The organism is Microvirga terrestris, assembly GCF_015694425.1.
Taxonomy (GTDB): Bacteria; Pseudomonadota; Alphaproteobacteria; order Rhizobiales; family Beijerinckiaceae; genus Microvirga; species Microvirga terrestris.
Map to the genome: position 1 here is coordinate 23,481 of NZ_JADQDN010000011.1, position 24,231 is coordinate 47,711.

At 62.3% G+C, this 24,231-nt stretch carries 23 protein-coding genes; 15 read left to right on the forward strand and 8 right to left on the reverse strand.

Features of this window, described 5'->3' with window-relative positions:
• The first annotated feature begins 136 nt into the window (after nt 1-136).
• From I2H36_RS17055 to I2H36_RS17065, 3 genes are all read left to right on the forward strand, one after another.
• On the forward strand, nt 137-604 hold the full coding sequence (locus I2H36_RS17055) for a peroxiredoxin (protein ID WP_196265105.1): 468 nt from the start codon (nt 137-139) through the stop codon (nt 602-604).
• 82 nt (nt 605-686) lie between these two features.
• A complete protein-coding gene (locus I2H36_RS17060; RefSeq protein ID WP_196265106.1) occupies nt 687-2,195 on the forward strand; it encodes a matrixin family metalloprotease in 1,509 nt (502 codons plus the stop codon).
• A gap of 369 nt (nt 2,196-2,564) precedes the next feature.
• Nucleotides 2,565-3,677: a M10 family metallopeptidase gene (locus I2H36_RS17065; RefSeq protein WP_196265107.1), complete on the forward strand. Its 1,113-nt coding sequence runs from the start codon at nt 2,565-2,567 to the stop codon at nt 3,675-3,677.
• Between the two features lie 72 nt (nt 3,678-3,749).
• Here I2H36_RS17065 and prfB read toward each other — a convergent pair.
• From prfB to I2H36_RS17080, 3 genes are all read right to left on the reverse strand, one after another.
• Nucleotides 3,750-4,878, reverse strand: a protein-coding gene (prfB, locus tag I2H36_RS17070) for a peptide chain release factor 2 (RefSeq protein ID WP_196265108.1) whose coding sequence is annotated in 2 segments (ribosomal slippage) — nt 3,750-4,808 and nt 4,810-4,878 — 1,128 coding nt in all. Because the reading frame shifts where the segments join, the coding sequence is not laid out codon by codon here.
• A gap of 187 nt (nt 4,879-5,065) precedes the next feature.
• Nucleotides 5,066-7,507, reverse strand: coding sequence for a penicillin-binding protein 1A (locus I2H36_RS17075; RefSeq protein WP_196265164.1), 2,442 nt, complete (start codon nt 7,505-7,507; stop codon nt 5,066-5,068).
• 110 nt (nt 7,508-7,617) lie between these two features.
• Nucleotides 7,618-8,865, reverse strand: coding sequence for an N-acetylmuramoyl-L-alanine amidase (locus I2H36_RS17080; RefSeq protein WP_196265109.1), 1,248 nt, complete (start codon nt 8,863-8,865; stop codon nt 7,618-7,620).
• Between the two features lie 607 nt (nt 8,866-9,472).
• On the opposite strand from I2H36_RS17080, the gene I2H36_RS17085 reads away from it, so the two are divergent.
• Nucleotides 9,473-12,166: an Rne/Rng family ribonuclease gene (locus tag I2H36_RS17085; protein WP_196265110.1), complete on the forward strand. Its 2,694-nt coding sequence runs from the start codon at nt 9,473-9,475 to the stop codon at nt 12,164-12,166.
• Nucleotides 12,167-12,399: 233 nt separating this feature from the next.
• Here I2H36_RS17085 and I2H36_RS17090 read toward each other — a convergent pair whose 3' ends face one another.
• The gene (locus I2H36_RS17090) at nt 12,400-13,581 is read right to left on the reverse strand and encodes a pyridoxal phosphate-dependent aminotransferase (protein ID WP_196265111.1); all 1,182 of its coding nucleotides are present in this window, start codon (nt 13,579-13,581) and stop codon (nt 12,400-12,402) included.
• A 296-nt stretch (nt 13,582-13,877) separates the two neighbouring features.
• Here I2H36_RS17090 and I2H36_RS17095 point away from each other — a divergent pair, with 296 nt between their 5' ends.
• The 6 genes from I2H36_RS17095 (at nt 13,878) to aat (ending at nt 18,661) form a co-directional block, all read left to right on the forward strand.
• On the forward strand, nt 13,878-14,657 hold the full coding sequence (locus I2H36_RS17095) for a DsbA family protein (protein ID WP_196265112.1): 780 nt from the start codon (nt 13,878-13,880) through the stop codon (nt 14,655-14,657).
• A gap of 236 nt (nt 14,658-14,893) precedes the next feature.
• Nucleotides 14,894-15,361 (forward strand): type II 3-dehydroquinate dehydratase, encoded by a 468-nt coding sequence (gene aroQ, locus I2H36_RS17100; RefSeq protein ID WP_196265113.1) that lies wholly within the window; start codon nt 14,894-14,896, stop codon nt 15,359-15,361.
• A gap of 27 nt (nt 15,362-15,388) precedes the next feature.
• Nucleotides 15,389-15,871: an acetyl-CoA carboxylase biotin carboxyl carrier protein gene (gene accB, locus I2H36_RS17105; RefSeq protein WP_196265114.1), complete on the forward strand. Its 483-nt coding sequence runs from the start codon at nt 15,389-15,391 to the stop codon at nt 15,869-15,871.
• Nucleotides 15,872-15,879: 8 nt separating this feature from the next.
• A complete protein-coding gene (gene accC / locus I2H36_RS17110; RefSeq protein WP_196265115.1) occupies nt 15,880-17,241 on the forward strand; it encodes an acetyl-CoA carboxylase biotin carboxylase subunit in 1,362 nt (453 codons plus the stop codon).
• 74 nt (nt 17,242-17,315) lie between these two features.
• Nucleotides 17,316-17,927, forward strand: coding sequence for a class I SAM-dependent methyltransferase (locus tag I2H36_RS17115; protein WP_210331117.1), 612 nt, complete (start codon nt 17,316-17,318; stop codon nt 17,925-17,927).
• A gap of 59 nt (nt 17,928-17,986) precedes the next feature.
• Complete coding sequence (gene aat, locus I2H36_RS17120; RefSeq protein ID WP_196265116.1) at nt 17,987-18,661, forward strand: leucyl/phenylalanyl-tRNA--protein transferase; 675 nt, start codon at nt 17,987-17,989, stop codon at nt 18,659-18,661.
• Here aat and I2H36_RS17125 read toward each other — a convergent pair.
• On the reverse strand, nt 18,658-19,269 hold the full coding sequence (locus I2H36_RS17125) for a DUF2155 domain-containing protein (RefSeq protein WP_196265166.1): 612 nt from the start codon (nt 19,267-19,269) through the stop codon (nt 18,658-18,660). The two genes, aat and I2H36_RS17125, sit on opposite strands and share 4 nt — an antisense overlap.
• A 148-nt stretch (nt 19,270-19,417) precedes the next feature.
• Nucleotides 19,418-19,873: a MarR family winged helix-turn-helix transcriptional regulator gene (locus I2H36_RS17130; RefSeq protein WP_196265117.1), complete on the reverse strand. Its 456-nt coding sequence runs from the start codon at nt 19,871-19,873 to the stop codon at nt 19,418-19,420.
• Between the two features lie 65 nt (nt 19,874-19,938).
• On the opposite strand from I2H36_RS17130, the gene I2H36_RS17135 reads away from it, so the two are divergent.
• The 5 genes from I2H36_RS17135 to I2H36_RS17155 all read left to right on the forward strand — a co-directional run bounded on the left by I2H36_RS17135 (nt 19,939) and on the right by I2H36_RS17155 (nt 23,336).
• Nucleotides 19,939-20,292 (forward strand): DUF1428 domain-containing protein, encoded by a 354-nt coding sequence (locus I2H36_RS17135; protein WP_196265118.1) that lies wholly within the window; start codon nt 19,939-19,941, stop codon nt 20,290-20,292.
• 11 nt (nt 20,293-20,303) lie between these two features.
• Nucleotides 20,304-21,080, forward strand: coding sequence for a VOC family protein (locus I2H36_RS17140; RefSeq protein ID WP_196265119.1), 777 nt, complete (start codon nt 20,304-20,306; stop codon nt 21,078-21,080).
• Between the two features lie 25 nt (nt 21,081-21,105).
• Nucleotides 21,106-21,810, forward strand: coding sequence for a DUF899 family protein (locus tag I2H36_RS17145; protein ID WP_196265120.1), 705 nt, complete (start codon nt 21,106-21,108; stop codon nt 21,808-21,810).
• A 108-nt stretch (nt 21,811-21,918) separates the two neighbouring features.
• Nucleotides 21,919-22,542, forward strand: a complete 624-nt coding sequence (locus I2H36_RS17150; RefSeq protein WP_196265121.1) for a hypothetical protein — start codon at nt 21,919-21,921, stop codon at nt 22,540-22,542.
• 5 nt (nt 22,543-22,547) lie between these two features.
• Nucleotides 22,548-23,336, forward strand: coding sequence for an aldo/keto reductase (locus I2H36_RS17155; RefSeq protein ID WP_196265122.1), 789 nt, complete (start codon nt 22,548-22,550; stop codon nt 23,334-23,336).
• Between the two features lie 3 nt (nt 23,337-23,339).
• Here the strand turns inward: I2H36_RS17155 and I2H36_RS17160 are convergent, their stop codons facing one another.
• Nucleotides 23,340-23,567, reverse strand: a complete 228-nt coding sequence (locus I2H36_RS17160) for a hypothetical protein (RefSeq protein WP_196265123.1) — start codon at nt 23,565-23,567, stop codon at nt 23,340-23,342.
• A gap of 26 nt (nt 23,568-23,593) precedes the next feature.
• A complete protein-coding gene (locus I2H36_RS17165; protein WP_196265124.1) occupies nt 23,594-24,007 on the reverse strand; it encodes an NADH:ubiquinone oxidoreductase subunit NDUFA12 in 414 nt (137 codons plus the stop codon).
• Nucleotides 24,008-24,231: the final 224 nt, after the last annotated feature.

Sequence of the window (24,231 nt, forward strand, 5' to 3'; positions counted from 1 at the left end):
CTTGCGCTTGGGCGCTATTCAGGGAATCAAGAGGTGTGACCTTAACCGCCTTGGGAGCGTCCCGCGACTGTTTCCCCCTCAGTCGTGCACACCAGAGGTTTCCAATCAGTACATTCCGCCAAAAGGAAGGCGTTTCATGGCTCTTAGCATCGGAACCAGGGCTCCGGACTTCTCCCTGCCTGCGACAGATGGTCGGGAGATCAGCCTCGCTGGCCTGAAAGGCCGCAAAGTCGTGCTCTACTTCTACCCGAAGGACGACACCAGCGGCTGCACTCTGGAGGCGCAGAACTTCCAGGCCTTGAAAGCCGAGTTCCTGGCTGCGGACACTGAGATCGTGGGAGTGTCGCCCGACAGCTTGAAGAGCCACGACAAGTTCCGCGCCAAATACGGCCTGGATTTCACCCTGGCTTCGGACGAAGCCACGGCCATGCTGCAGGACTTTGGCGTCTGGGTGGAGAAGAGCATGTATGGCCGCAAGTACATGGGCGTTGAGCGCACCACGGTGCTGATCGACCGGAACGGCGTCATCGCGCAGGTCTGGGCCAAGGTGAAAGTGCCGGGCCATGCGGAAGAGGTGCTCAAGGCGGCCCAGGCGCTGGGTTAGCGACAGGATGGCCCATTGCGGCTGCCTATCAAATATTCCTAATGTCCGCCATCCACTGATCCCTCCTGCGCAGTGACCCCCAATGTCGAGCTACACAGCCATTCTCTCCGGCCAAAGCTGGAATGCTTATTCTTCCCTGAGGACCACCAAGCGACCTGTCTTCCTCACCTATTCCTTCAATGCTGTGTCCGAGGGAGCGTCAAAGTTCGGCAGCGCCGAGAAAGCTATGGCCCAGAAGGCTCTGAAAATGTGGGGGGATGCCAGCGGCATCCGGTTCATTGAGGTCAGGAAGGGCGGTGCCGAACTGATATTTCAATGGGACTGGAACTGGTACACGGTCACCGCCTGGGCGGAGTTCCCGGAACTTGCCCGCGATACCTTCGACGGATGGACGGATCAGGCGCGGGACGAAAGCGGCGGGAATGTTTACCTGAACACCCAGAACCGATCGGAGATCACCCGAAACCCGAATTTCATGCTCTACGTCCTTCTTCACGAGATAGGCCACGCCCTGGGTCTCAAGCATCCCTTCCATAAGATGCCTCATAACAAGGAACTGCTGAGTTCAGATCTCGACAACGTCAAGCACACGGTCATGAGCTACACGGATGGCGACGTCGATATGGGCCCCGTCGGGCTTGGAGCCTTGGACATCGCGGCCATTCGCGCGCTCTACGGCGATCCTTCGCAGGATGGGCATCAGGTGGCGAAATGGTACTGGAACAAGACGAAGGAAACCCTGTCCCAAACCGGCAAGAGCAAGGCGGACACTATCTATGGCGTCAACGCCAAAGACATCATCAAAGGCGTCAGCGGCAATGACAAGCTCTATGGCTTTGCCGGCAATGACAGTCTGGATGGGGGATCCGGCAACGATGTCCTAAGCGGCGGGGATGACGACGATAAACTGTATGGGCACTACGGCAACGATGTGCTGAGAGGCGGAGACGGCAATGATCTGCTGCAGGGCGCCGCAGGCTATGACAACCTCGGCGGTGGATATGACGATGACCTCCTCTACGGTGAATCCGGCAACGATGTCCTGAAGGGTGACGATGGTAATGACACCCTGCAGGGAGGCGCGGGTAGCGACAATCTCGACGGTGGCGATGACGATGACATGCTGAACGGAGACATCGACAACGACATCCTGAGCGGTGGGGATGGCAACGACATCCTGCAAGGTGGCGACGGCGCCGACAACCTGGATGGTGGTTTCGAGAACGACACGCTTCATGGAGGCGCGGGCAGTGATGTCCTGAAAGGCGGCGCAGGCAGCGATCAGTTCGTTTTCGACACCTGGTTCAACGGTGTCGACGACGTGGATCAGATCGTCGATTTCGGCGGCTGGGCGGGGGACAAGATCCTCCTATCATCAACTGTCTTCAGCACCCTCACCAAGGGCTCATTGCGCTTTGAGGTGTTCGTGGAGGGATCGGTGGCGAAGGATGCGGATGACAGGATCCTCTTCGACTTCGCTGGGCGATCTCTCTCCTATGACGCGGATGGCTCCGGCCCCAGTGCCGCTTCGTGCTTTGCGCGATTCACGCAAACGGTGACGGTTAAGTCCTACGACTTTCTCATCGTGTAGATCTGGCCGCCGATAGCAAAGGCCTATCCTTGCCTGAGGATAGGCCTTTGCTCGACCTCAGCCCCACATCCATAGACACACTGAAAGAGTGAGGCTTCCGACAAACTCAGGTCGCGGTTACCGAGCGGGTAAAGGAAAGGTGAGTCTTGCTCACATTTCAAGGGTGAGAGGGTTGTCATCGAACATCAAAAATATTAGGAATAAATGAATCGATATAACGTATAGAGATAATATATGTGCTTTGCTTGTTATGGCGCTACTCTTGGAAGCTCATTCTTGCGACATGAAGCGAAGAGCCCTCCTAAAGGTAAGGCAATCACAAATTATAAGGCTTTACTGTCTGGACATAGTTGGGTGACTCCTGAGGGAATGAAGCTCACGAAAAGTCCCGTCTTCATCACCTACTCATTCCCTTCCAAGATCGCCGATCATGAAAAAGGGGCCAATCCTGACCTTGTCGACACTTGGCATGCCTTCTCAAGGAAAGAACAACAGGAGGCTCGCGATGCACTGAAGCAATGGGGCGACGCAAGCGGGATCACCTTCTTAGAAACGAAAGGTGGCAAAGGCGATATTCAATTCAGCTGGATGTATACTGGGGGCGATAATTCTGGGCTAGGCTATCAACCATCTGCTTACACTCCTTATCCGGAAAAACCTCAATACTATACTTACTTCGATGATGTTGGAGGCGACATCTACCTAAATTCTCTTCTAGAGACCTACTTCAATGAGAATAAGAACTTTAAAGCTTACGTCCTTCTCCATGAAATTGGTCATGCTTTGGGATTCAAACACACTTTCGATTCATCGAAACCTATGAATCCCGCGGTGCTCACAGAAGCTTACGACAATACGAGCTACAGCGTCATGAGCTATACCTATACGGAGCCTCCAACAAAGCTAGGGCCTTTTGACATTCAAGCCGCCAGAGCGCTTTACGGCTCACCAAAAATGGACGGCAAGCAGACTGCCGCGTGGTCCTGGAATGCCAAAAAAGAGATTCTTACGCAGGTGGGCAAGGCAGGAGCGGATATACTCCGCGGAACGAGCGTCAAGGACGTGATCAAGGGCGCTGCCGGAAACGATGTCATTCAGGGATTCATAGGCAATGACACGTTGTCCGGCGGGGATGGCGAGGATGTGATGATCGGCGGCCCTGGACGCGATGTCTTTATCTTCGATACAGCCCCAGCCTTGTCCGGTGATGGCGATACCATCTACGACTTCGTCGCCAAGGATGATGCCATCAACCTCTCATCTAAGATATTTCTAACTCTTGGCCCGAAGGGGAAACTCGCAGGCGACAGTTTCGTTATCGCCAGCAAAGCTCAAGATGAGTCCGACAGGATTATCTTTGATGGTGGGTATACGGGCAGTCTCTTCTACGATCCCGATGGAACAGGTTCAATCCAGCAGATCAAAATTGCTTCCCTAAGCTACGAAGCAAAGCTTAAGGCTGGCCACTTTCTGATTACCTGACACGTATTACATCATCGACTTGTGAAAAGAGGCAGCGCTCAAATCATTAAAGCAGCCTCTCATCCATGATCGTTAATCGATATCCTCGACCTCGGCTTCACCCCCATAGACGCGCTGGGCGAGCGAGGCTTCCATGAAGGGGTCGAGGTCGCCGTCAAGCACGTCCTGCGGAGCAGTCGACTGGGTTCCCGTGCGCAGGTCTTTCACCATCTGGTAAGGCTGCAGCACATAGGAACGGATTTGATGGCCCCAGCCGATATCGGTCTTGGCGGCGGCCTCCGCGCTGGCCTTCTCCTCGCGCTTCTTCAACTCGGCCTCGTAGAGGCGGGCGCGCAGCATGTTCCAGGCTGTCGCCCGGTTCTTGTGCTGCGAGCGCTCCTGCTGGCAGGCCACCACGATGCCGCTCGGGATGTGGGTGATACGCACGGCCGAGTCGGTGGTGTTCACGTGCTGGCCGCCCGCGCCCGAGGAGCGGAACGTATCGATGCGGCAGTCGGATTCCTTGATCTCGATGTTGATGCGGTCGTCCACCACTGGATAAACCCACACCGACGCGAAGCTCGTATGGCGGCGGGCGTTGGAATCGTAGGGCGAGATGCGCACGAGACGGTGCACGCCGGACTCGGTCTTGAGCCAGCCATAGGCGTTGTGGCCCTTGATCAGGAGCGTGGCACTCTTAATGCCGGCCTCTTCGCCGTCGGTGATTTCGAGGAGCTCGACCTTGTATTTCCGGCGCTCGGCCCAGCGGGCATACATGCGCTGGAGCATGTTGGCCCAGTCCTGGCTTTCCGTGCCGCCGGCGCCCGAATGCACTTCCACATAGGTATCGTTGGCGTCGGCCTCGCCTGAGAGCAGGGTCTCGACCTGACGGCGGGCGGCCTCGGCCTGAAGGCCGCGGATTGCTTCCTCGCCCTCCTTGATCGTGTCCTCGTCGCCCTCGGCGTCACCGAGTTCGATCAGGGTGATGGCGTCCTCAAGTTCCTGCTGAAGGCGCTTGACAGCCGAGATCTGGTCTTCAAGCGACGTGCGCTCGCGCATGATCTTCTGCGCGACATCGGCATCGTTCCAGAGGTTTGGATCTTCGGCCTGGGCGTTCAGTTCTGCGAGGCGGCGCTGGGCAGTATCCCAGTCAAAGATGCCTCCTCAGCAGCCCGACAGACTGCTTGGTCTCTTCTACGAGGTGTTGGATTTCAGCGCGCATTGTTCCGTTCGTTCTGTCCGTGCCTGTGATGACGGCTTCTTAGAGTATCGAGCCTCAAAGGGGAATGCACTTCGAGGCCCATGACCGTCCCGAAAGAGGCAAGCCCCTGCCTCCTTTTCAGGAGGTAGGGGCCCTGTCTCGTTCCTGTCTCGTTATCGGGAGTGCATTGATATGTGGGCTGGGCCGGTCAGTACAATCCGCCGGGTCCCACACCTCCGGCTTGCCGGGGCGCGGGGCCGCCCTGATATTCCGCCTGCGGGACCTCTTCAGGCTCAGGCGGGACGAATTCCGGCGGGGATTGTCCGGGCTTGAAGGCTTCGAGGATCGTGCCGCCGCCATCGCCGCCTGCGCGGGTTCCGGTCGAGGCATTGACGCGGATGAGCTTGATGCCGGCCGGCACGCGGAACGGCGTCGCAGGCTTGTCCTTGAGCGCCATCTGCATGAAGTCGCGGAAGACCGGAGCCGCGTATTGGCCGGCCGTGGCCGCATTGCCGAGCGACTTCGGCTGGTCGTAGCCGAGGAACACACCCACGGCGAGATCCGGCGAGAAGCCGACGAACCACACGTCTTTGGCGTCGTTGGTGGTGCCGGTCTTGCCCGCGAGCGGCTTGCCGACGGCCTTGACCGTCTGGGCGGTGCCACGCTGGACCACGCCTTCCAGGATCGAGGTGATCTGGTAGGCGGTGAGCGGGTCGATTACCTGCTCCCGGTTCTCGGTGAGCTTGGGTGCGGCGCCGCCGTCCCACTTCTCCGCATTGCAGTTCGCGCATTTGCGGTCGTCGTGACGGTAGATCGTCCGGCCGTTGCGATCCTGGATCTGGTCGATCAGGGTCGGCTTGATGCGGCGGCCGCCATTGACGAACATCGAGTAGGCCGCCGTCATGCGCATGACCGTGGTCTCGCCGGCGCCGAGCGACATGGAGAGCAGCGGCAGCATGTCGTCATAGACGCCGAAGCGGCGGGCATATTCGGAGATCGTGGGCATGCCGATCTCATTCGAGAGACGCACCGTCATCAGGTTCTTGGAGTGCTCGATGCCGTAGCGGAGCGTGCGCACACCGGCCGATTTGCCGTCATAGTTCGACGGCGCCCATGCCGCCTGCCCCGGCCCCATGTCGAGAACGAACGGCCCGTCGAGAACCTGCGACGACGGCGTATAGCCGTTGTCGAGAGCCGTGGCATACACGATGGGCTTGAACGAGGAGCCCGGCTGGCGCATGGCCTGGATGGCGCGGTTGAACTCGCTTTGATCGTAGGAGAAGCCGCCCACCATGGCGTGGACGCGGCCCGTATTCGGGTCCATGGCCACGATGGCACCGGAGATCTCAGGGATCTGGCGCAAGCGGAACTGCCCCTCCTTGTCGGCCAAGGGCTCCACATAGACCACATCGCCAACGGAAACGGCACGCTCGACGGGTCGGCGGGTCCATTTCGCGCCGTCGGCGGTGACAAGGCCGGTTTCACGATCCTTGACCAGTTGGCCTGAGGCCTCGCGCTTCGGCTGCAAGCCGACTTTGGCACGTCCGCCGGTTACCTCAAGCACGACGGCCACGCGCCAAGGCTGGATATCGCCGAGCACCGGCACCTCGGCCAGAGCCAGACCCCACTCACGGCCCGCCAAATCGATCTTCTGCTGGGCGCCGCGCCAGCCGCGCGCCTCGTCGAAGCGCACGAGGCCGTCCACAAGCGACTTGCGGGCCATGGCCTGCATCTTGGGGTCGAGGGTCGAGCGGATCAGCAGGCCGCCCTCGTAGAGGGTCTCTTCGCCGTAGCGCTCGGCGATGTCGCGGCGCACGCCTTCGGCGAAATAGCCCGACGCGATGCTGTTCGGAGAAACGTTGCGAGGCTTGACGTTGAGCGGCTCCTTCTGGGCCGCATCCGCCGCCTCCTTGGAGATATAGCCGTTGACGGCCATGCGCTCGATCACCCAGTTGCGGCGCTCGACGGCGGCCTTGCGCTGGCGGTACGGGTGGTAATTGTTCGGTCCCTTCGGCAGGGCCGCGATATAGGCGGCCTCGGCGATGGTCAGCTCGTGGATCGACTTACCGAAATAATCCAGGGCAGCGGCCGCGATGCCGTGCAGATTGCGCCCGGGGGTCAGGGTCCCGAGGAAGATCTCGTTGAGATAGAGCTCAAGAATCTTGTCCTTCGAGAAGGTCGATTCCATGCGCAGCGCGATCAGCGCCTCGCGGATCTTGCGCTCATAGCTGCGCTCGTTGCCGACCAGGAAGTTCTTGGCGACCTGCTGGGTGATGGTGGAAGCGCCCTGCTCCCGCGATCCGCCCGAGCGGAGGTTGATCACGATGGCGCGCATCAGGCCCTCCGGGTCGATGCCCGGGTGCTTGTAGAAATTCTTGTCCTCCGCCGACAGGAAGGCTCCGATGATGAGCTTGGGCACAGAATCGATCGGCACGTAGAGCCGGCGTTCGCGGGCATATTCGGCGATCAGGCTACCGTCGGACGCATGGATGCGGGTCATCACCGCCGGCTCGTAATTGGCGAGCTGGGCGTGATCCGGCAAATCCTTCGAATAGAACCAGAATCCATAGGCAAGCCCGACAGCGCCGATCAGGAAGAAGATCGCTCCAACGCTGAAGAGAAAGCCGAAAAATCGTAGGACGAAGCGCATCCGAAGGTGTTCCATGACGGCGCCTTCAGGCGCCCGTTTATATAGATATTGAAACGCGGACCCTCGTTAGCCGATGAATCGCGCCCCCGCTACGGGTATCCACACCCACTCTATGGTAAAACTGCGGCGGCAGCGCCTCGCCGGGCGAGCCGTGTGGCGAAAAATCGATCCACGGCATTCGACATGGCCGAGACCATTTTGGCCCGCCATTCGTCCGACATCAACAAATCTAAGTCTTTTTGGCTCGACAGATAGCCAAGTTCGACAAGGACGGACGGTACATCATGCGCCCGCAGCACCTGGAATCGGGCCTGCCGGTGAGGATTCTTATTGAGGCGGGCGACCGAATCGAACTCGCCCACGAGGCGGCTGGCGAAGCCGTGGGAGAAGCCGCGGGTCTCCCGAAGGGTCAGGTCCATCAGGATGTCGGAGACGTCGTCCGGCATGTCGCCCGAATCGACACCGGCCACCGCATCGGCCTTGTTTTCGCGATCGGCCAGCCGGGCGGAATCCGCGTCGGAGGCTCGCTCGGACCCGGTATAAATCGTCAGCCCGCGCACGTCCTGCCCGCCCGAGATCGAATCCGCATGGATGGAGATAAAGAGGTCAGCCTGGACAGCCCGCGCGGCGCGCACCCGGTCGCCGAGGGAGACGAACACGTCCTGGTCACGGGTCAGGAGCACCTTGTAGCGGCCGCTCTCCTCAAGCTTCTTCTTCAGCCGCTGGCCGAAGGAAAGCACCAGATCCTTTTCGGCCACGCTTCCCGAGGAGGCTGCAGCGCCCGGATCGATGCCGCCGTGGCCGGGATCGATCATGATCACCGGGCGGGCGTCCTTCGCCGCCTGGGCCACAGGTGCAGGGGTGTCTTTCGCCGGCGGCGCGCTTCCGGCCGCAGACTTGCGGAACTCCTCCCGATCGACGCGGGACAACTCGATGGTCAGAATCGTGGCGGCACCCGTGGGGTCGGGTGCAGTCGTCATTCCGGACACGACAGCGGGCTGCGTCAGTTCCATCACCACGCGGGAACGGCCCGTCGCGAAGAGACCGTAGCGGTAGGAGGCGATGAGCCCCTCCTTGCTGCGCCCGGCCTCGGCCGGAAGATGGAAGGCGACCTCCGGCAGGTCGATGATCAGCCTGTCCGGGCGCTCCATGAGAGAGACTTCTGCCGTCACGGGCTTCGAAAGGGTCACCTTGAAGCGTGTCTTCGCCCCATCCGTTTCAACCGCGGCAGCTGCGGCGACGATCGGGGTCGCAGGCTTCGCACCGCCTCCCAAAGCCCAGGCAGGCCCTGCCCCAGCGGCGAGGATGATCGCCACAAGGCACGCACCGATAAGGCGTATGAAGAGGGTAAGAGGCATCGCTGATCGCTAGGTTTCGAGCGTCCTGTCCTATACTCATAGCCAGCGTTTGGTTAACGGAACCTCACGCCGAGCGGCACTTTGCTGAGACTCTGTTGCATTCAAGGCACAGTGAGACAGCATCTTGCCAATTGCCCCATTTGATCTGTAATGATCTTGATCCCGTCCGGCATGGCCGAATCTGACGGCAGCTCCGAGGGAGACGGTTGTGTTGACCGATCCTTCAGGGACCGCCTCACCCTCGACAGGCTACGGACAGGATCATAGGGCGACGTCTGTCGCCGCTCGCCGATGGCCGGTTCACCCGGCCCATCGATATCTACGAAAGGGCCGTCTCGAATGGTTGCACACACGAAGTCAGCTATGACCTTCGTTTCTGCATCGTTCGAATCGCGCGTATCCCTTCGCGCACGCCCCAGCACCACCCTTTCCGGCCCCGAGCCGGCCCAATTCAACCCAGAATGCGCCCCTTCGCGGCGCAGGATGGCGATCGACAGCACTCCGAACGCAATTTCAGCCCGTCGCCTTCGTTTGCGGCGTGCCTCACCGCCCACAATGCGGCCCCTGCCTCAGGTCCTGCCCTCGATCGCCATGTCGAGAGTTCAACATGGCAAACAAGATGCTCATCGATGCCTCCCACCCGGAAGAAACCCGGGTCGTGGTGGTACGCGGTCAGAAGGTCGAAGAATTCGACTTCGAATCCGCTAACCGGAAGCAGTTGCGCGGGAATATCTATCTCGCCAAGGTCACCCGGGTCGAACCGTCTCTCCAGGCGGCCTTTGTGGAATACGGCGGAAACCGCCACGGGTTCCTGGCTTTCAGCGAAATCCATCCCGATTACTACCAGATCCCGGTCGCCGACCGGCAAGCCCTGCTCGAAGCCGAGGCGGAAGCCCAGCGCGAGGAGGAGCACGAGGAGGAGCGCCGCAGCAGCCGCGGCGGGCGTCGCCGCCGGTCCTCCCCGCGCCGCGCCGACAACAGCGAGACTGTGGTCTCCACGGAGGCCGAAGCCGGCACCGTAGAGGCCGATCAGGCGGTCGATGCTGCCGATCAGTCGGATGCCGGCGAGATGAATGAAGCTCCGCAGGTGGAGGCTTTCGAGGACGGATCGGCCAGGATCGAGACATCGGAAGCTCGTGAGAGCGCTGAAGAGGCCGCGGTCGAAGCGGTCGAGGGATCGGCGCATGCCGCCTCCGCTCAGGACGAGGATGCCTCTGACGAAGCCGAGGCCCGTTCGACTGATGGCGATCAGGAATCGTCCGACGATGAGGACGAAGAAGACGAGGACGAGCTCGAGGAGCACGAGATCGTCGAGCAACTCGGCGGCGACGACGCCATCGAGGATCTGCCCCAGCGCCGCCGCACCCCGCGCAAGCAGTATAAGATCCAGGAAGTCATCAAGCGCCGCCAGATCCTCCTGGTCCAGGTCGTCAAGGAGGAGCGCGGCAACAAGGGCGCGGCGCTCACCACCTACCTGTCGCTTGCCGGCCGCTACTCGGTGCTCATGCCCAACACGGGCCGGGGCGGCGGCATTTCCCGCAAGATCACCAATGCGGCCGACCGCAAGCGCCTGAAGGAAATCGCCCAGGAGCTGGAGGTGCCCGAAGGCATGGGCATCATCCTGCGCACGGCCGGCGCCTCGCGCACCAAGCCCGAGATCAAGCGCGACTACGAATACCTGATGCGCCTGTGGGAGAGCGTGCGCGAGCTGACCCTCAAGTCCGCCGCCCCTGCCCTCGTGTACGAGGAAGGCTCGCTGATCAAGCGCGCCATCCGCGACCTCTACAACAAGGACATCGACGACGTGATGGTCGCCGGTGAGGAGGGCTATCGCGAGGCCAAGGACTTCATGCGGATGCTCATGCCGAGCCATTCGAAGCTGGTCCAACCCTACCGCGACCCGCAGCCTCTCTTCGCCAAGTTCGGTGTCGAGGCCCAGCTCGATGCGATGTTCTCGAACGTGGTGACGCTCAAGTCGGGAGGCTACCTCGTCATCAACCCGACGGAAGCCCTCGTCTCCATCGACGTGAACTCCGGCCGCTCCACCCGCGAACACAATATCGAGGACACGGCCCTTCGGACGAACCTCGAAGCCTCCGAAGAGATCGCCCGCCAGCTGCGCCTGCGCGATCTCGCCGGCCTTGTCGTCATCGACTTCATCGACATGGAGGAGAAGCGGAACAACCGCGCCGTCGAGAAGAAGCTGAACGAGTGCCTGAAGAACGACCGCGCCCGCATCCAGGTGGGCCGCATCTCGCCCTTCGGCCTGCTTGAGATGTCGCGCCAGCGCATCCGCACGGGCGTGCTCGAATCTTCCTCGATCCCCTGCCCGCACTGCGCCGGCACCGGCTTCGTGCGCTCGACGCCGTCCGTCGCCCTGCAGGTGCTGCGCTCGATCGAGGAAACCCTCATCAAGAATGCCAGTTACAACCTCGTGGTCCGCACCAGGATGGAGGCAGCCTTCTACATCCTGAACCAGAAGCGCATTCACCTGCGCGAGCTCGAGAGCCGCTTCGGCGTCGCGATCTCCATAGTGGCCGACGACACACTGCAGGGCCACACGACCTACGCCATCGACCGCGGCGAGCCGGCCCTCAAGCTGGAACACAAGTCCGCCGCGACCGGCATCCAGATCGACGCCATCATCCCCATCGACGAGCCTGTCGAGGAAGATGAGGTCGAGATGGAAGAGGAAGCCGCCGAGGACACCCAGGCCGCCGGCGAGGAGCGCGGCGAGCAGGTCGAAGGTGAAAGCGAAGGCGATCGCCGCCGTCGCCGCCGCCGCCGTCGCCGTCGGGGCCGCGACCGCGAGGCTTCTGCCGGAGCGGACCAAGGCGACGAGAGCGCCGAGGGTGACGAATCCGAGGGCGAGGCCGGAGAGGACGAGGCAGAAGGCCAGGTGTCCGAGGCTGCATCGACCGAAGCTGGTGAATCCGACGATGAGCGCGGCGGACGTCGCCGCCGTCGCGGTCGCCGCGGCGGTCGTGGACGCGGCCGTGACGAGACGGTCGAGTTCGCGCAGGAAGAAGGCTTCGTGGCCCCCGATCAGTCCCAGGCTGCACCGGCCTCCGACGAGGCCTCTCCCGCAGACCCCCAACCCGTGGCCGCGGCTCATAAGCCTGCCGCCGAGGAAGAGCGCATCGTGGCGCCTCAGCAACCTGTGGCGGAAGAGCCTGCCGCTCCCGCACCGGTCATCCCGGAGCCCGAGCCGGTGGCGGTCGTGCTGACCCCGCCCGACCCGGAGCGCCCGAAGCGCGCGGGCTGGTGGTCCAAGGCCAAGTCGGTCCTGAGCGGATCGTAAAGTCAAAAAGAAATGCCCGGCTCAACGCCGGGCATTTTTGTTTGAACTCTATACTGCTGCAGCCATCTGCTTTCTGGGAAACACAACCCTCATCCTGAGAGGCTGGCTCATAAGAGGACCACGCCTCGGCTTCCGTCATGGCCGGGCCTGTCCCGGCCATCCCGATGCTGAAAAGCGCAGCGCTACAAGCCATCGGGATCACCGGCACAAGGCCGGTGATGACGGGAGCAGCGCTACTTCAACCACCCCTTCAACCGGGCCACCGTTTCCCGACAGTCGTTCTCCGAACCCGCGAAGGACAGGCGCAGGTAGTGCGATCCTTCGATAGGATCGAAGTCGAGACCGGGTGTTGCGGCAACGCCCGCCTCCTCCAGCATCCGCTTTGAGAAACCGATGGAATCGTTCGTGAAGCGGGCGACATCGGCATAGATGTAGAAGGCGCCGTCGACTGGATGCATATCGGTGATGCCGACCCCCGGCAGCTCCTCCAGCAGATAGGCGCGGTTGCGGGCGTAGCCTGCCTTGACGGTCTCCAACTCGTCCATGGCATCGAAGGCGGCGAGCGCCGCCACCTGAGAGAGGTAGGGCGGCGAGATGTAGAGGTTCTGGGCCAGCCGCTCGATGGGTCGCACCAAGCGCTCCGGCACCACGATCCAGCCGATGCGCCAGCCGGTCATGCAGTAGTATTTCGAGAACGAGTTGATCACCACCGCATCGTCGTCCGAGGTAAGCGCCGTCGAAGCCGGCTCGCCATAGGTGAGGCCGTGATAGATCTCGTCGGACACGAACCACAGGCCCATGCGGCGGCATGTCTCGCCGAGTTCGGCCAGTGCCTTGCGGCCGATCATGGTGCCGGACGGGTTCGCCGGGCTCATGGCCAGAATGCCGTGCAGGGGCTTTTCCGCATGGGCCTTCGCAATGGACTCGGCGGTCATGATCCAGCCATCCGCCTTGGTGAGCGAGATCGTCACCGGCTCGATGCCCAGCGCCTCCAGGATATTGCGATAGGCGGGATAACCTGGTGCCGTGATCGCCACCCGCTGGCCCGGATCGAAGAGGCTCAGGAAGGCCAGCACAAACCCGGCCGAGGAGCCGGTGGTCACCACCACCCGTTCCGGCGCGATAGTTACGCCATAGGTGTCCTTGTAATGCTTGGCGATCCGCTCACGCAGGGCGGACATGCCCAGCGCCTCAGTGTAGCCGATACGCCCGAGGTCGAGGGCCGCCTTCGCGGCCTCACGCGCTGCCCGAGGCGCAGGTGCCGAGGGCTGGCCCACCTCCATGTGGATCACGCTGTCCCCCCGCCTCTCCTTCGCCGCCGCCGCGCTCAGTACGTCCATGGCGAGGAACGAGGCGACGCGATCCATGCGGCGCGCGATGAGAGGCTTATGGAGATCGGCAGGTGATTTGGTCATGGGGAGGGTCGTAGCCCGTTGGAGAACTGGTCTCAAGATGCTTCCAGGTGTCATTCCCGGGAGGACGCGTCAGCGAAGGGTAAGGAAATCCGCTCACAACCTCAGCGCTATGGATCCCCTTCCCTCGCCTACGGCTCGCCGGGGATGACAGAGGATCCACCTTGCAACAAACCCGTGATTTGACGCCGCACGCCTCAAGCCGCTAACTCACCATAGAACAGACGTGTCTCAAGTCTGCCTCGAACCATCGTTACAGACGAGACTTGTCTCAAGAAATTCTCCGCAAAGGACCGAATATGCGCTCTTCGCTTCTCAAAATCGGCCAGGCCGTGGCTCTGCTCGGCACGTTGGCCATGCCCCCCGTCGCGATGGCGCAGAGCTCGGTTTTCACCAACCAGCAGAAGCAGGCCATCGGCGAGATCGTGAAGGACTACCTCCTGAAGAATCCGGAGGTCCTGACAGAGGTGATCGCCGAACTTGAGAAGCGCCAGGGGGAAGCGCAGCAGGTCGCACAGGCTGGCGCCGTGAAGGAAACCCGGCAGTCGCTCCTGAACGCCTCGCACTCCTACGTGGTCGGCAATCCGTCGGGCGACGTGACCCTGGTCGAGTTCTTCGACTACAATTGCGGCTACTGCAAGAAGGCGCTGGCGGACGTCCAGACCCTCATGAAGAGCGATCCCAAGCTCCGCGTGGTCCTGAAGGACTTCCCGGTGCTCGGGCCCGATTCCGTCGAGGCCAGCCGGGTGGCGCTCGCGGTCAAGAACCAGCTCCAGGGCGGGAAGCTCTTCGACTATCACGTGAAGGTCATGGACACCCGCGGCCGCGTCAACGGCGAGCGCGCCATGACGGTCGCCAAGGAAATGGGCCTCGACATGGCCCGCCTGCAGAAGGACATCGAGAGCGCCGAGATCCGCAATGCCCTCCAGGAGAACATGGCGCTCGGCGACAAGCTGAGCCTTTCCGGAACCCCGGCCTTCATCGTCGGCGAAACGGTCATCCCCGGCGCGGTCGGCCTGGAACCCCTGAAACAGCTCGTGGACAATGTCCGCCAGTGCGGCAAGGCGAATTGCGGTTAGAACTGTCTCGCCGTCATCCCCGGACTTGTTCCGGGGATCCACGTCTTAACCCTGCTCGAAAACGTGGATGGCCGGGACAAGCCCGGCCATGACGCTTGAAATAAGGCCCTCTGCCCTTTCGGAACCCACGCCAAGCTTGGGAAAGCCCCGGTTTTCCCCTTCCCCCCTGCCCGCCTTTTGGCTAAGAGGGCGTTTCGGCTCCGCCTGATGGGGCTTCATGGAATGCTCCTTATCCGATGACCACCGTCTTTGTCCTCAACGGACCCAACCTCAACCTGCTCGGCCGCAGGGAGCCTCAGATCTATGGCAGCATCACGCTTGCCGACATCGAGAAGCTCGTGCGCGAGAAGGCCGAGGCTCTTGGGGCGGCAGTCACCTTCCGCCAGTCGAACCACGAGGGACATCTGGTCGACTGGATCCACGAGGCAGGAGCGCAAGGAGCAGGCATCGTCATCAATGCCGGCGCCTACACCCACACCTCGATCGCGCTCCGCGATGCCATCTCGGGCAGCGGCGCTCCGACGGTCGAGATCCACCTTTCGAATGTTCATGCTCGCGAGGGCTTTCGCCATCGCTCGCTCATAGCGCCCGTCTCCGTCGGCGTGATCTGTGGTTTCGGGCCCATGAGCTACCTGCTCGGCCTGGAAGCGGTTCACCGGGTGATGGCCGAGCGGGCCCGTCCGGCAAAACCCTCCCAGCACTAATTCCTCAGAAAAGCAGAGGTAAGCCCCATGGCCAAGGAAAACCCTTTCGATCCTGATCTCGTCCGCGAGCTGGCGAACCTGATCGCCGACACGGATCTCAGCGAGATCGAAGTGGAGAAGGGCGACCTTCGCATTCGCGTGGCGCGCATGGTCACCGCCGCCGTTACTGTTCCGGTGGCGGCCCCGGCAGCTCATCACGCCCCCGCCCCGGTCATGGCGCCGCCGCCCTCCGTGGCTGCCGCTGCGGAAGCCGCCACGAAGGCAGCCGCGCCCAATCCCGGCGCCGTGCTCTCACCCATGGTCGGCACCGCCTACCGCAAGCCCTCGCCCGATGCGAAGAACTTCGTCGAGATCGGCTCCAAGGTGCAGGCCGGCGACAAGGTCCTGCTCGTCGAAGCCATGAAGACCTTCAACGAGATCGTGGCCCCCCGCGCCGGCACCGTGACGGCCATCTATGTCGAAGACGGAACTCCTGTTGAATACGGCGAACCCCTCCTCGTCATCGAGTAAGGCGCGATATGTTCGATAAGATCCTGATTGCCAATCGAGGCGAGATCGCTCTGCGCATCCTGCGCGCCGCGAAGGAGCTCGGCATCGCCACCGTGGCGGTGCATTCCACCGCCGACGCGGATGCCATGCACGTGCGCCTTGCCGACGAGAGCGTCTGCATCGGCCCGCCGGCCGCTCGCGACAGCTATCTCAACATCCCCGCCCTGATCGCCGCCTGCGAGATCACCGGCGCCGACGCGATCCATCCCGGCTACGGCTTTCTCTCCGAGAATGCGCGCTTCGCGGAGGTGCTGGAGCATCACCGCATCGCGTTCATCGGCCCCAAGGCGGAGCATATCCGCATCATGGGTGACAAGATTGAGGCCAAGCGCACGGCCAAGCGCCTCGGCATTCCGTGCGTGCCCGGCTCGGAAGGCGGCATCACCGACGACGACGAGGCCAAGCGCGTCGCCAAGGAGATCGGCTACCCGGTCATCATCAAGGCAGCGGCCGGCGGAGGCGGGCGCGGCATGAAGGTGGCGCGCACCGAGGAGGACCTCGTCCACGCGCTCCAGACCGCCAAGACCGAGGCGAAGGCCGCCTTCGGCGATGACGCAGTCTATATCGAGAAGTATCTCGAGAAGCCGCGCCACATCGAGATCCAGGTTCTCGGCGATGGCAAGGGCAACGCCATTCATCTGGGCGAGCGCGACTGCTCGCTCCAGCGCCGCCACCAGAAGGTCTGGGAGGAAGGCCCTTCGCCGGCCCTCAACGTGGAGATGCGTGAACGCATTGGGGGCGTCGTGGCCAAGGCCATGCAGGAACTGCAATATGCGGGCGCCGGCACCATCGAGTTCCTCTACGAGGACGGCGAGTTCTACTTCATCGAGATGAACACACGCATCCAGGTGGAGCACCCGGTCACGGAGATGATCACCGGCATCGATCTGGTGAACGAGCAGATCCGCGTGGCGGCGGGACACCCGCTCTCGGTGAGGCAGGAAGACGTTAGGATCGAAGGCCATGCCATCGAGTGCCGCGTGAATGCCGAGCACCCCTCGACCTTCCGCCCCTCGCCCGGCACGATCAGCTATTTCCACCCACCGGGCGGATTGGGCGTACGCGTCGATTCGGCGGCCTATCAGGGCTACCGCATCCCGCCGCATTACGATTCCCTTGTGGGCAAGCTCATCGTCCATGGCCGCACCCGCAACGAGTGCCTCATGCGCCTGCGCCGGGCTCTCGACGAGTTCGTGGTCGACGGCATCGACACGACGCTCCCGCTCTTCCGCACCCTGGTGCGCAACCCGGAAATTCAGAACGGCCAGTACGACATCCATTGGCTGGAGAACTTCCTGAAGACGGGCGGGTTGGGCGACGAGCAGGTATAACAGCTTGTTATAAAATATCGGGGCCGCTATTCTGGCTGCAACAGAACAGGGGCCCCGTCATTGAAGGCGAGGTCATGGAAATCATGCCTCGCTTTCTTCATGTGGGCTGCGGCCCAAAGCGTAAGAATCAGACCGTAAAGGCTTTTGCCTCGTCAGAATGGGAGGAGGTTACGCTCGATATCGACAGAAGCGTGAAGCCGGATCTCATCGATAAACTTCCTGAGCTGTCCCAGGTGGAATCGAACAGCTTTGACGCCGTCTACTCAGCCCACAACATCGAGCATCTCTACCCACACGAAGTGCCCTTGGCGCTGAAAGCGATGCGCCGAGTTCTCAAGTCGGACGGCTTTGTGATCCTCACCTGCCCGGATCTTCAAACAATCGGTGAGCGTTTGGCCTCGGGCGATATCGAAGCACCGATCTACACCAGCGGCAGAGGGCCGGTTGCACCCCTCGACATGATGTACGGGTTCAGGCCTGCGATGGCGGACGGGAACCTCTACATGGCCCATCATACGGGCTTTACGCTCAAATCTCTCGGCGATGCTTGTGTCCGAGCTGGATTCGTCAACTTCTTCGGACTGAGACGCCCGAAAAGATATGATTTATGGGGATTGGCAACAAAGCTGCCAAAAACCGACGACGAGATGAGGCAACTCGGCAAAATCTATCTAACACCGGTCTGACTTCGCGTTCAGGCTATCCTATTTTGAAGGACAGCCTGATTGATCAGATATGTTGATGAATGACACACCCTTCCGACCACGCCCCTGAGATTACCCCCGATATCCTGCTGAAAGCCTACGCAGCCGGGATTTTTCCTATGGCGGAGGATGCGGATGATCCGTCTCTGTTCTGGGTCGAGCCGCGTGAGCGTGGGATCATTCCCCTCAACGGCTTCCACGTCTCCAAGCGTCTTGCCCGCACCGTTCGTTCTGACTTCTTCGAGGTTCATGTGGATCGGGATTTCGACGCAGTGATCGCCGGCTGCGCCGCGCCGGCTGCCGACCGGGAGAAGACTTGGATCAGCCGGCGGATCCGCGAACTCTACGGCGAGTTGTTCGATTCCGGCTACTGCCATACGGTGGAGGTCTATCAGGAGGGCCGCCTCGTTGGCGGCCTTTACGGGGTCAGGCTGAACGGCGCGTTCTTCGGGGAGAGCATGTTTCACACCGAGCGCGACGCCTCGAAGGTGGCGCTCGTGCACCTCGTAGCGCGCCTGTGCCGAGGCGGCTTTTCACTGCTTGACACGCAGTTCGTGACCTCGCACCTAGCGCAGTTCGGCGCTACCGAGGTCCCGCGGCGGGCTTACAAGCAGATGCTGCGCAATGCCATGGAGCATGCGGCCGACTGGGATGTCTGGCCGAGAGGCAGGACCGTGAGCGGCGAGGAAGCGCTCGCCGCGATCAGCTTCCCCTAATTAGGACGATCGGAATTGATGATCGGCGCAGCCGGTCGCCGGGCGGGCTGCTGGCGCTGAGGCGCCTGCTGCCGCAGGGGTGCCGTCTCGACGGCGGGCGGACGTGGGGCCGTGCCTCCCGCCGGGGTCATGATGTCACCGGGCCGCGCCGGATCGTTGGGGCCACGGGCTGCATCCTGGATCGGCGGCAGCTCCTCGGGGGTCTCCTTCGGCTCGGCGATCACCTCGGTGCCGCCTTTGCAGTCCACGAGCCAGATGTCGTAGACCGGGTGCTCAAGGCCGTGCAGGCCTGGGCTTGCGGCGAAGAGCCAGCCCGAGAAGACCCGCTTGCCCTTCCCCTCGGATCCGGGCTCGTCCACCTCGATGAAGGACGTAGTGTTCGGCGTTTCCGTGGCCGGCTTGGTGAAGCAGACCCGCGACGTCACCTGAAGGGCGCCGAACTGGACAGTCTCATCCACAGCCACCTCGAACGAAACAATTCGCCCGGTGATCTTGTCCAAGCCGGAGAAGACGGCTGTGGGATTCTTGATCCTGTCCGCCTGCGCGGCGGTCAGGCCACCGATAAGCGATGCGAGCACCAGGGGAGCCCGCGTCCATCCGAGTTTCATCATGCTGTCCAAGCCAAGTTCGATTTGGCGTTTGCTGTCCGGCCGAGCTTGGCCGCACCTTTGTTCGTTCGGCAACGCGATAGCACGTGAACCATGATGGAAAAAGGGCAGACCGGGAAGATAGAACCCCGGTCCCCCGCCCTGAAACTCAGCCAGCCCGCGAAAGCGACCTGAGCGCCCCCCGAAGGTCATCCGGCGGCAACTGCGGCAGGCTAGCCTCGATGGCGGCATGGAGGTCGCGCCAGATCGGAACGGCTGCGGCCAGCACCTCCCGCCCCTTGTCCGTGAGGCAAAGAAGCCGGCTGCGGCCATCCTCCGGGTCGCGGGAGATGGTCACGAGTCCATCCCGTTCAAGCGGCTTTAAGGCGGCGGTCAGCGTCGTCCGGTCCATTGCCAGTAGCTGCGCGACGGGACCGATCGGCGGAGGCTTGGGTCGGTTAAGGGCGTTCAGAAGAGAGAACTGGCCAGAGGTAATCCCGGCAGGCCGCAGAGCTTCATCGAAGCGTCGCGACAGCGCACGGGCGGCCCGCTGCGCATGCAGGCACAGGCAGGTGTCGCGCACCTGATGTGTTGTCTCGAAGATTATGTCTCGGCTGTTTGACATGGCCTATTTATGTTGATATCAACACAGTTGTCAAGGGACTAGGCCCAAAGCCAAGGGAGATAGCGATGTCATATGTGGATGGGTTCGTGCTGGCCGTTCCAGCGGACAAGAAGGAAGTATACCGCAAGCACGCGGCCGAGGCGGCGCCCCTGTTCAAGGAGTTCGGCGCTACCCGCATGGTCGAGTGCTGGGGCGACGACGTGCCGGACGGCAAGCTCACCGATTTTCGCCGCTCCGTCCAGGCTAAGGACGACGAGGTCGTCGTGTTCAGCTGGATCGAGTATCCGTCCAAGGAAGTTCGCGACGCTGCCCAACAGAAGATCATGACCGATCCGCGCATGGAGGCGATGGGCCAGCAGATGCCCTTCGACGGCAAGCGCATGATCTTCGGCGGCTTCATGCCGATCCTCGACGTATAAGGATCTACGTCATGGCCAATCAGCACGGCGACTTCATCTGGTACGAACTCCTGACGAAGGATGCGGATGCAGCCGCCCGCTTCTACGGCGCTGTGATCGGCTGGCAGAACCGACCGGCGGAAGGCTCAGACCGCGGCTACCGGGTCTTCGGGATCAACGGCACGGATGTGGGCGGCCTCATGCCCTTCCCGCCCGGCGCCGAGAACGCGGGCATGCGCCCGATGTGGCTCGGCTACGTAGCAGTCGAGAACGTCGACGCCGCAGCGGCCGACGTCGTCCGGGACGGCGGCGCGCAGCATATCCCGCCCACCGACATCCCGGGCGTCGGCCGCTTCGCAATGCTCTCCGACCCGCAAGGCGTGATGTTCTACATCATGCGTGGTACGGTGGATGGCACGAGCACCGCGTTCGACCAGAGCAAGTTCGGCCATTGCAACTGGAACGAGCTCGCCACCGGCGACCCGCAGGCTGCGCTCGCCTTCTACCGGGCCCGCTTCGGCTGGGAGAAGGGCGATGCCATGCCTATGGGCGAGATGGGCGATTACCAGTTCATCAACCATGGCGGCCGGACCATCGGGGCCGTGATGCCATGCATGCCGGAGGGTCCGCCGCCCCGGTGGACATTCTATTTCGGCGTCGAAGACATCGATGTCGCGGCACAGGCTGTGCCCGGTCAGGGCGGCACGATTCACTACGGCCCCGCCGAAGTCCCGGGCGGCGTCTTCATCATTGTCGCCAGCGATCCGCAGGGAGCCCCGTTTGGCCTCGTCGGTCCGCGTAAATCTTGAAAGGTCGGCCTTCGAGGAGCATCCCATGAGCGACAAGCTTGTCCACGCTGAAGAACTCGCGCGCCGCTCGCCGGTGCGCTTTCCGAACGAAAGCGCCGAGTATCGTGCTGCCCGCACAGCCCTGCTGGCAGAGGAGATCGAGTTGCGGCGTCATCTGGAACGTGTCGCTGAGCAGCGCCGAGCCTTGCCGCCCGGCGGGGCGGTGACAGGCGACTATCACTTCGAGGGTGAGAACGGTCCGGTGAGCTTCGCCGACCTTTTCGGCGACAAGCAGTCGCTCGCTGTCTACAGCTACATGTTCGGCCCTCAGCGCGAGCGCCCCTGCCCCATGTGCACCAACTTACTGGGAGCGCTCGAAGGTAACGGCGCCGACATCCAGCAGCGCATGGCACTCGCCGTCGTGGCGCGATCCCCGATCGAGCGGCTGGCCGCCTGGAAGCGGGAACGCGGCTGGACAAACCTGCGGCTCTACACCGATCTCAACGGCAATTACTCCCGCGACTACCACGGTGTCCTGCCGGACGGGTCGGAGATCCCGAGCCTCAACGTCTTCACGCGCCGCGATGGGACGATCCGGCATTTCTGGAGCGGAGAGATGACGGGCGAGTCCGCCGATCCAGGCCAGGATCCCCGCGGCGCCCCGGATCTCGCACCTCTGTGGAACGTGCTCGACATGACGCCCGAGGGTCGTGGCACGGATTGGTATCCCAAGCTGGATTACGGGGTGTAGTCTCTCAAAAATGCACCAACGCTCCAATATTTCGTTGGGCTGTTCAGGATCAGGTTCGATCGACTAAGCTTCCAGGCGTGCGAGCGACCTCGGAGCGAAGATACCTGCATGAGCGAAGCCCAGACTCCTGGTGATGAGTCCCGTCAGCGGCTGGGCTTTCTGTCGGCCGCAGAAGCCGCCGCCCTCACCCATCGTGGCGTTCTGATCCCGGATCCGACCTCTGTGTTGGTCTCACCGGGCGTCCGGCTTGGAACCGGAGCGGTGCTTTGGCCCGGCGTCATCCTTGACGCTCGAGATGGCGGAGCTATCGTCATCGGTGCCGGCACGCAGCTTTTCCCCGGGAGCAGGCTTGTTGCCTCCGGCGGCTCGATCAAGGTCGGAGCTCATGCCGAGATCGGGGAAGAAGGCGGCTTCACCCTCAAGGCTGAGGCAGGCGACGTGATCGAGGTCGGCGACGGGGCGCGGCTTCTCGGTGGAGGGTCGCTCACCCGGTCCAATCGAATCGGGCGCGGCGCGCAGATCCTCGGACCCATCCGTTGCCAGAACTGCACCTTGGGTGACGGCGGAAGCTATCGTGATCCCGAGCCGGATGCGCGCGGCGCTGTCCTCAAGGGCTCGGGCGTCGCCCGCCAGATCGATGTTCCGATCGGCTGCGTGATCCAGGCTTTCGGGCTCTTCTCTGAAGGCGTTCTCAGGCAGCAATCCTATTTCCATCCCAAACCAGCCGGGTAAAACTCATGCTCCAAAAGTTTACTCAACCCGGCCTCAAGCTCGGGCTGGGCCTGCTCTCGATTGGCCGCGCATGGGGTGTGAATCAAAGTGCGCCAGCGGACGAGAATGAGGCACGTGCTCTCCTTTCCAAGGCCCTGGAACTGGGCATTACCATCTTCGACACGGCCCCCGCCTATGCGGAGAGCGAAGCCCGGCTGGGCCACTTCCTCGATACCCTTGAGCCCTCGGCCAAGCACAGGCTCACCATCATGACGAAGGCCGGAGAGCATTGGGACTTCGCTCGCGGCGCCAGCTTTGTCGATCACAGCCGCGATGCGCTGGTCCGAAGCATCGACCAGAGCCTGTCCCTGCTCGGAACCATCGATGTCCTGCAGATCCACAAGGCGACGAGCGATGTCGTCACCCATCCCGATGTGATCGCCGCAATGGATTATGCAAAGCGGTGCGGGGTCACGGCCTTCGGGGTGAGCGTCAGCGATGTGGAAGCCGGGCGGCTTGCGCTGAAAAGCGGATTATATGACGCGCTGCAATTTCCGTTGAACATGTCGAGCCAGACCATGGCCCCGTTGCTGCCGGAACTGAAAGCGAGCGACCGCACCGCGATCGTCAACCGCCCCTTCGCCATGGGTGGCCTGCTGGCTGGGCAGCCGTTCGAGGAAGCAGCCGCTGCCGCGTTCCGCTATATCGAAGAACGACTGCCAAGGGCCGTTATTCTCAGCGGAACAGGAAAGGCCGCGCATCTCGTGCAGAATGTTCAGGCCTTCCACAAGTGCCGACTTAATCCTGCTCTTTGAGCTTCAGGACCAGTCCTGCTCCAGCGGATCAGGCGCCGGCTCGGTCATCGGATCGCCCGCCTTCAGGCGCTTCTCGAAATGTGCCGTTGAGCAGGCATGGGAGCAGAGGAGCCCGCGCTCGGACCAATAGGCCGGGCCGCTCTCGATCCGACCCGCGTGATGGACAAAATCCGGGTGGTCATAAGGCAGGCCGCACTCGATGCAGGTGCGGGCCTGGGCTCTCTTCAGCATGGCGGGTCAGGAGGCTGCTTGGAGCCTCACTCCCCGGGCGTCCACGGCACGTAATCGCCGGTGGCGGCGGGGCGCTGGCCGGAGCCGAGCTGAGACCCTTGCGGCCGGTAAGCCTGGGTGGTGCCGGTCATGTTCGGCACATAGGGCTTTTCCCAGCAATGCGGCCGGTAGGTTTCCTCGCTCGGCGGAATGTCGCCGTTGTGGCACAGCCAGGCACGCCAGCCGGGCGGCACCTTCGAGGCATCGGCCTCGCCGTTATAGACGACCCAGCGGCGCTCGGCGCCCACATTCGAGTCGATCGCCTGCGGCTGGACATAGCGGTAGTAGGTATTGCCGAACTCGTCCGTGCCCACGAACACGCCCTTGCGCCAGGTGAAGAATCGGGTGCCGAGGGTCTGTCCGTTCCACCAGGTGAAGAACTGGGTGAAAAACTCTTTCATGCTGCTGCCGCCGGAGGGGTTCGTGAAGTTGCGCGGAATATGGCCGCAAGGGGGAGTGAAGTCCAGCCTCACGAGGCGCGAAAACCCCGACTGATTCTCCGATCTGCAGCTTCCCCAGCGGCGGGAGCGGAATTTCCCGTAATCAGGCCATTTCGGCTCCGGAGCGGTCGTCCGGAGCCGGGACCACGGATTGATGCGCCGGCACAACATATACCCGCCGTTAA

Excerpts from the sequence above, each read along its gene's own strand:
- I2H36_RS17140 (WP_196265119.1), top strand. The coding sequence starts at position 20,304 with ATGGCCAATCAGCACGGCGACTTCATCTGGTACGAACTCCTGACGAAG.
- I2H36_RS17115 (WP_210331117.1), top strand. The coding sequence starts at position 17,316 with ATGGAAATCATGCCTCGCTTTCTTCATGTGGGCTGCGGCCCAAAGCGT.
- accC (WP_196265115.1), top strand. The coding sequence starts at position 15,880 with ATGTTCGATAAGATCCTGATTGCCAATCGAGGCGAGATCGCTCTGCGC.
- I2H36_RS17055 (WP_196265105.1), top strand. The coding sequence starts at position 137 with ATGGCTCTTAGCATCGGAACCAGGGCTCCGGACTTCTCCCTGCCTGCG.
- I2H36_RS17130 (WP_196265117.1), bottom strand. The coding sequence starts at position 19,873 with ATGTCAAACAGCCGAGACATAATCTTCGAGACAACACATCAGGTGCGC.
- I2H36_RS17060 (WP_196265106.1), top strand. The coding sequence starts at position 687 with ATGTCGAGCTACACAGCCATTCTCTCCGGCCAAAGCTGGAATGCTTAT.
- I2H36_RS17125 (WP_196265166.1), bottom strand. The coding sequence starts at position 19,269 with ATGAAACTCGGATGGACGCGGGCTCCCCTGGTGCTCGCATCGCTTATC.
- I2H36_RS17160 (WP_196265123.1), bottom strand. The coding sequence starts at position 23,567 with ATGCTGAAGAGAGCCCAGGCCCGCACCTGCATCGAGTGCGGCCTGCCT.
- I2H36_RS17145 (WP_196265120.1), top strand. The coding sequence starts at position 21,106 with ATGAGCGACAAGCTTGTCCACGCTGAAGAACTCGCGCGCCGCTCGCCG.
- I2H36_RS17095 (WP_196265112.1), top strand. The coding sequence starts at position 13,878 with ATGCGCTCTTCGCTTCTCAAAATCGGCCAGGCCGTGGCTCTGCTCGGC.
- I2H36_RS17090 (WP_196265111.1), bottom strand. The coding sequence starts at position 13,581 with ATGACCAAATCACCTGCCGATCTCCATAAGCCTCTCATCGCGCGCCGC.
- aroQ (WP_196265113.1), top strand. The coding sequence starts at position 14,894 with ATGACCACCGTCTTTGTCCTCAACGGACCCAACCTCAACCTGCTCGGC.
- accB (WP_196265114.1), top strand. The coding sequence starts at position 15,389 with ATGGCCAAGGAAAACCCTTTCGATCCTGATCTCGTCCGCGAGCTGGCG.
- I2H36_RS17065 (WP_196265107.1), top strand. The coding sequence starts at position 2,565 with ATGAAGCTCACGAAAAGTCCCGTCTTCATCACCTACTCATTCCCTTCC.
- I2H36_RS17155 (WP_196265122.1), top strand. The coding sequence starts at position 22,548 with ATGCTCCAAAAGTTTACTCAACCCGGCCTCAAGCTCGGGCTGGGCCTG.
- aat (WP_196265116.1), top strand. The coding sequence starts at position 17,987 with ATGACACACCCTTCCGACCACGCCCCTGAGATTACCCCCGATATCCTG.
- I2H36_RS17080 (WP_196265109.1), bottom strand. The coding sequence starts at position 8,865 with ATGCCTCTTACCCTCTTCATACGCCTTATCGGTGCGTGCCTTGTGGCG.
- I2H36_RS17075 (WP_196265164.1), bottom strand. The coding sequence starts at position 7,507 with ATGCGCTTCGTCCTACGATTTTTCGGCTTTCTCTTCAGCGTTGGAGCG.
- I2H36_RS17085 (WP_196265110.1), top strand. The coding sequence starts at position 9,473 with ATGGCAAACAAGATGCTCATCGATGCCTCCCACCCGGAAGAAACCCGG.
- I2H36_RS17135 (WP_196265118.1), top strand. The coding sequence starts at position 19,939 with ATGTCATATGTGGATGGGTTCGTGCTGGCCGTTCCAGCGGACAAGAAG.
- I2H36_RS17150 (WP_196265121.1), top strand. The coding sequence starts at position 21,919 with ATGAGCGAAGCCCAGACTCCTGGTGATGAGTCCCGTCAGCGGCTGGGC.
- I2H36_RS17165 (WP_196265124.1), bottom strand. The coding sequence starts at position 24,007 with ATGAAAGAGTTTTTCACCCAGTTCTTCACCTGGTGGAACGGACAGACC.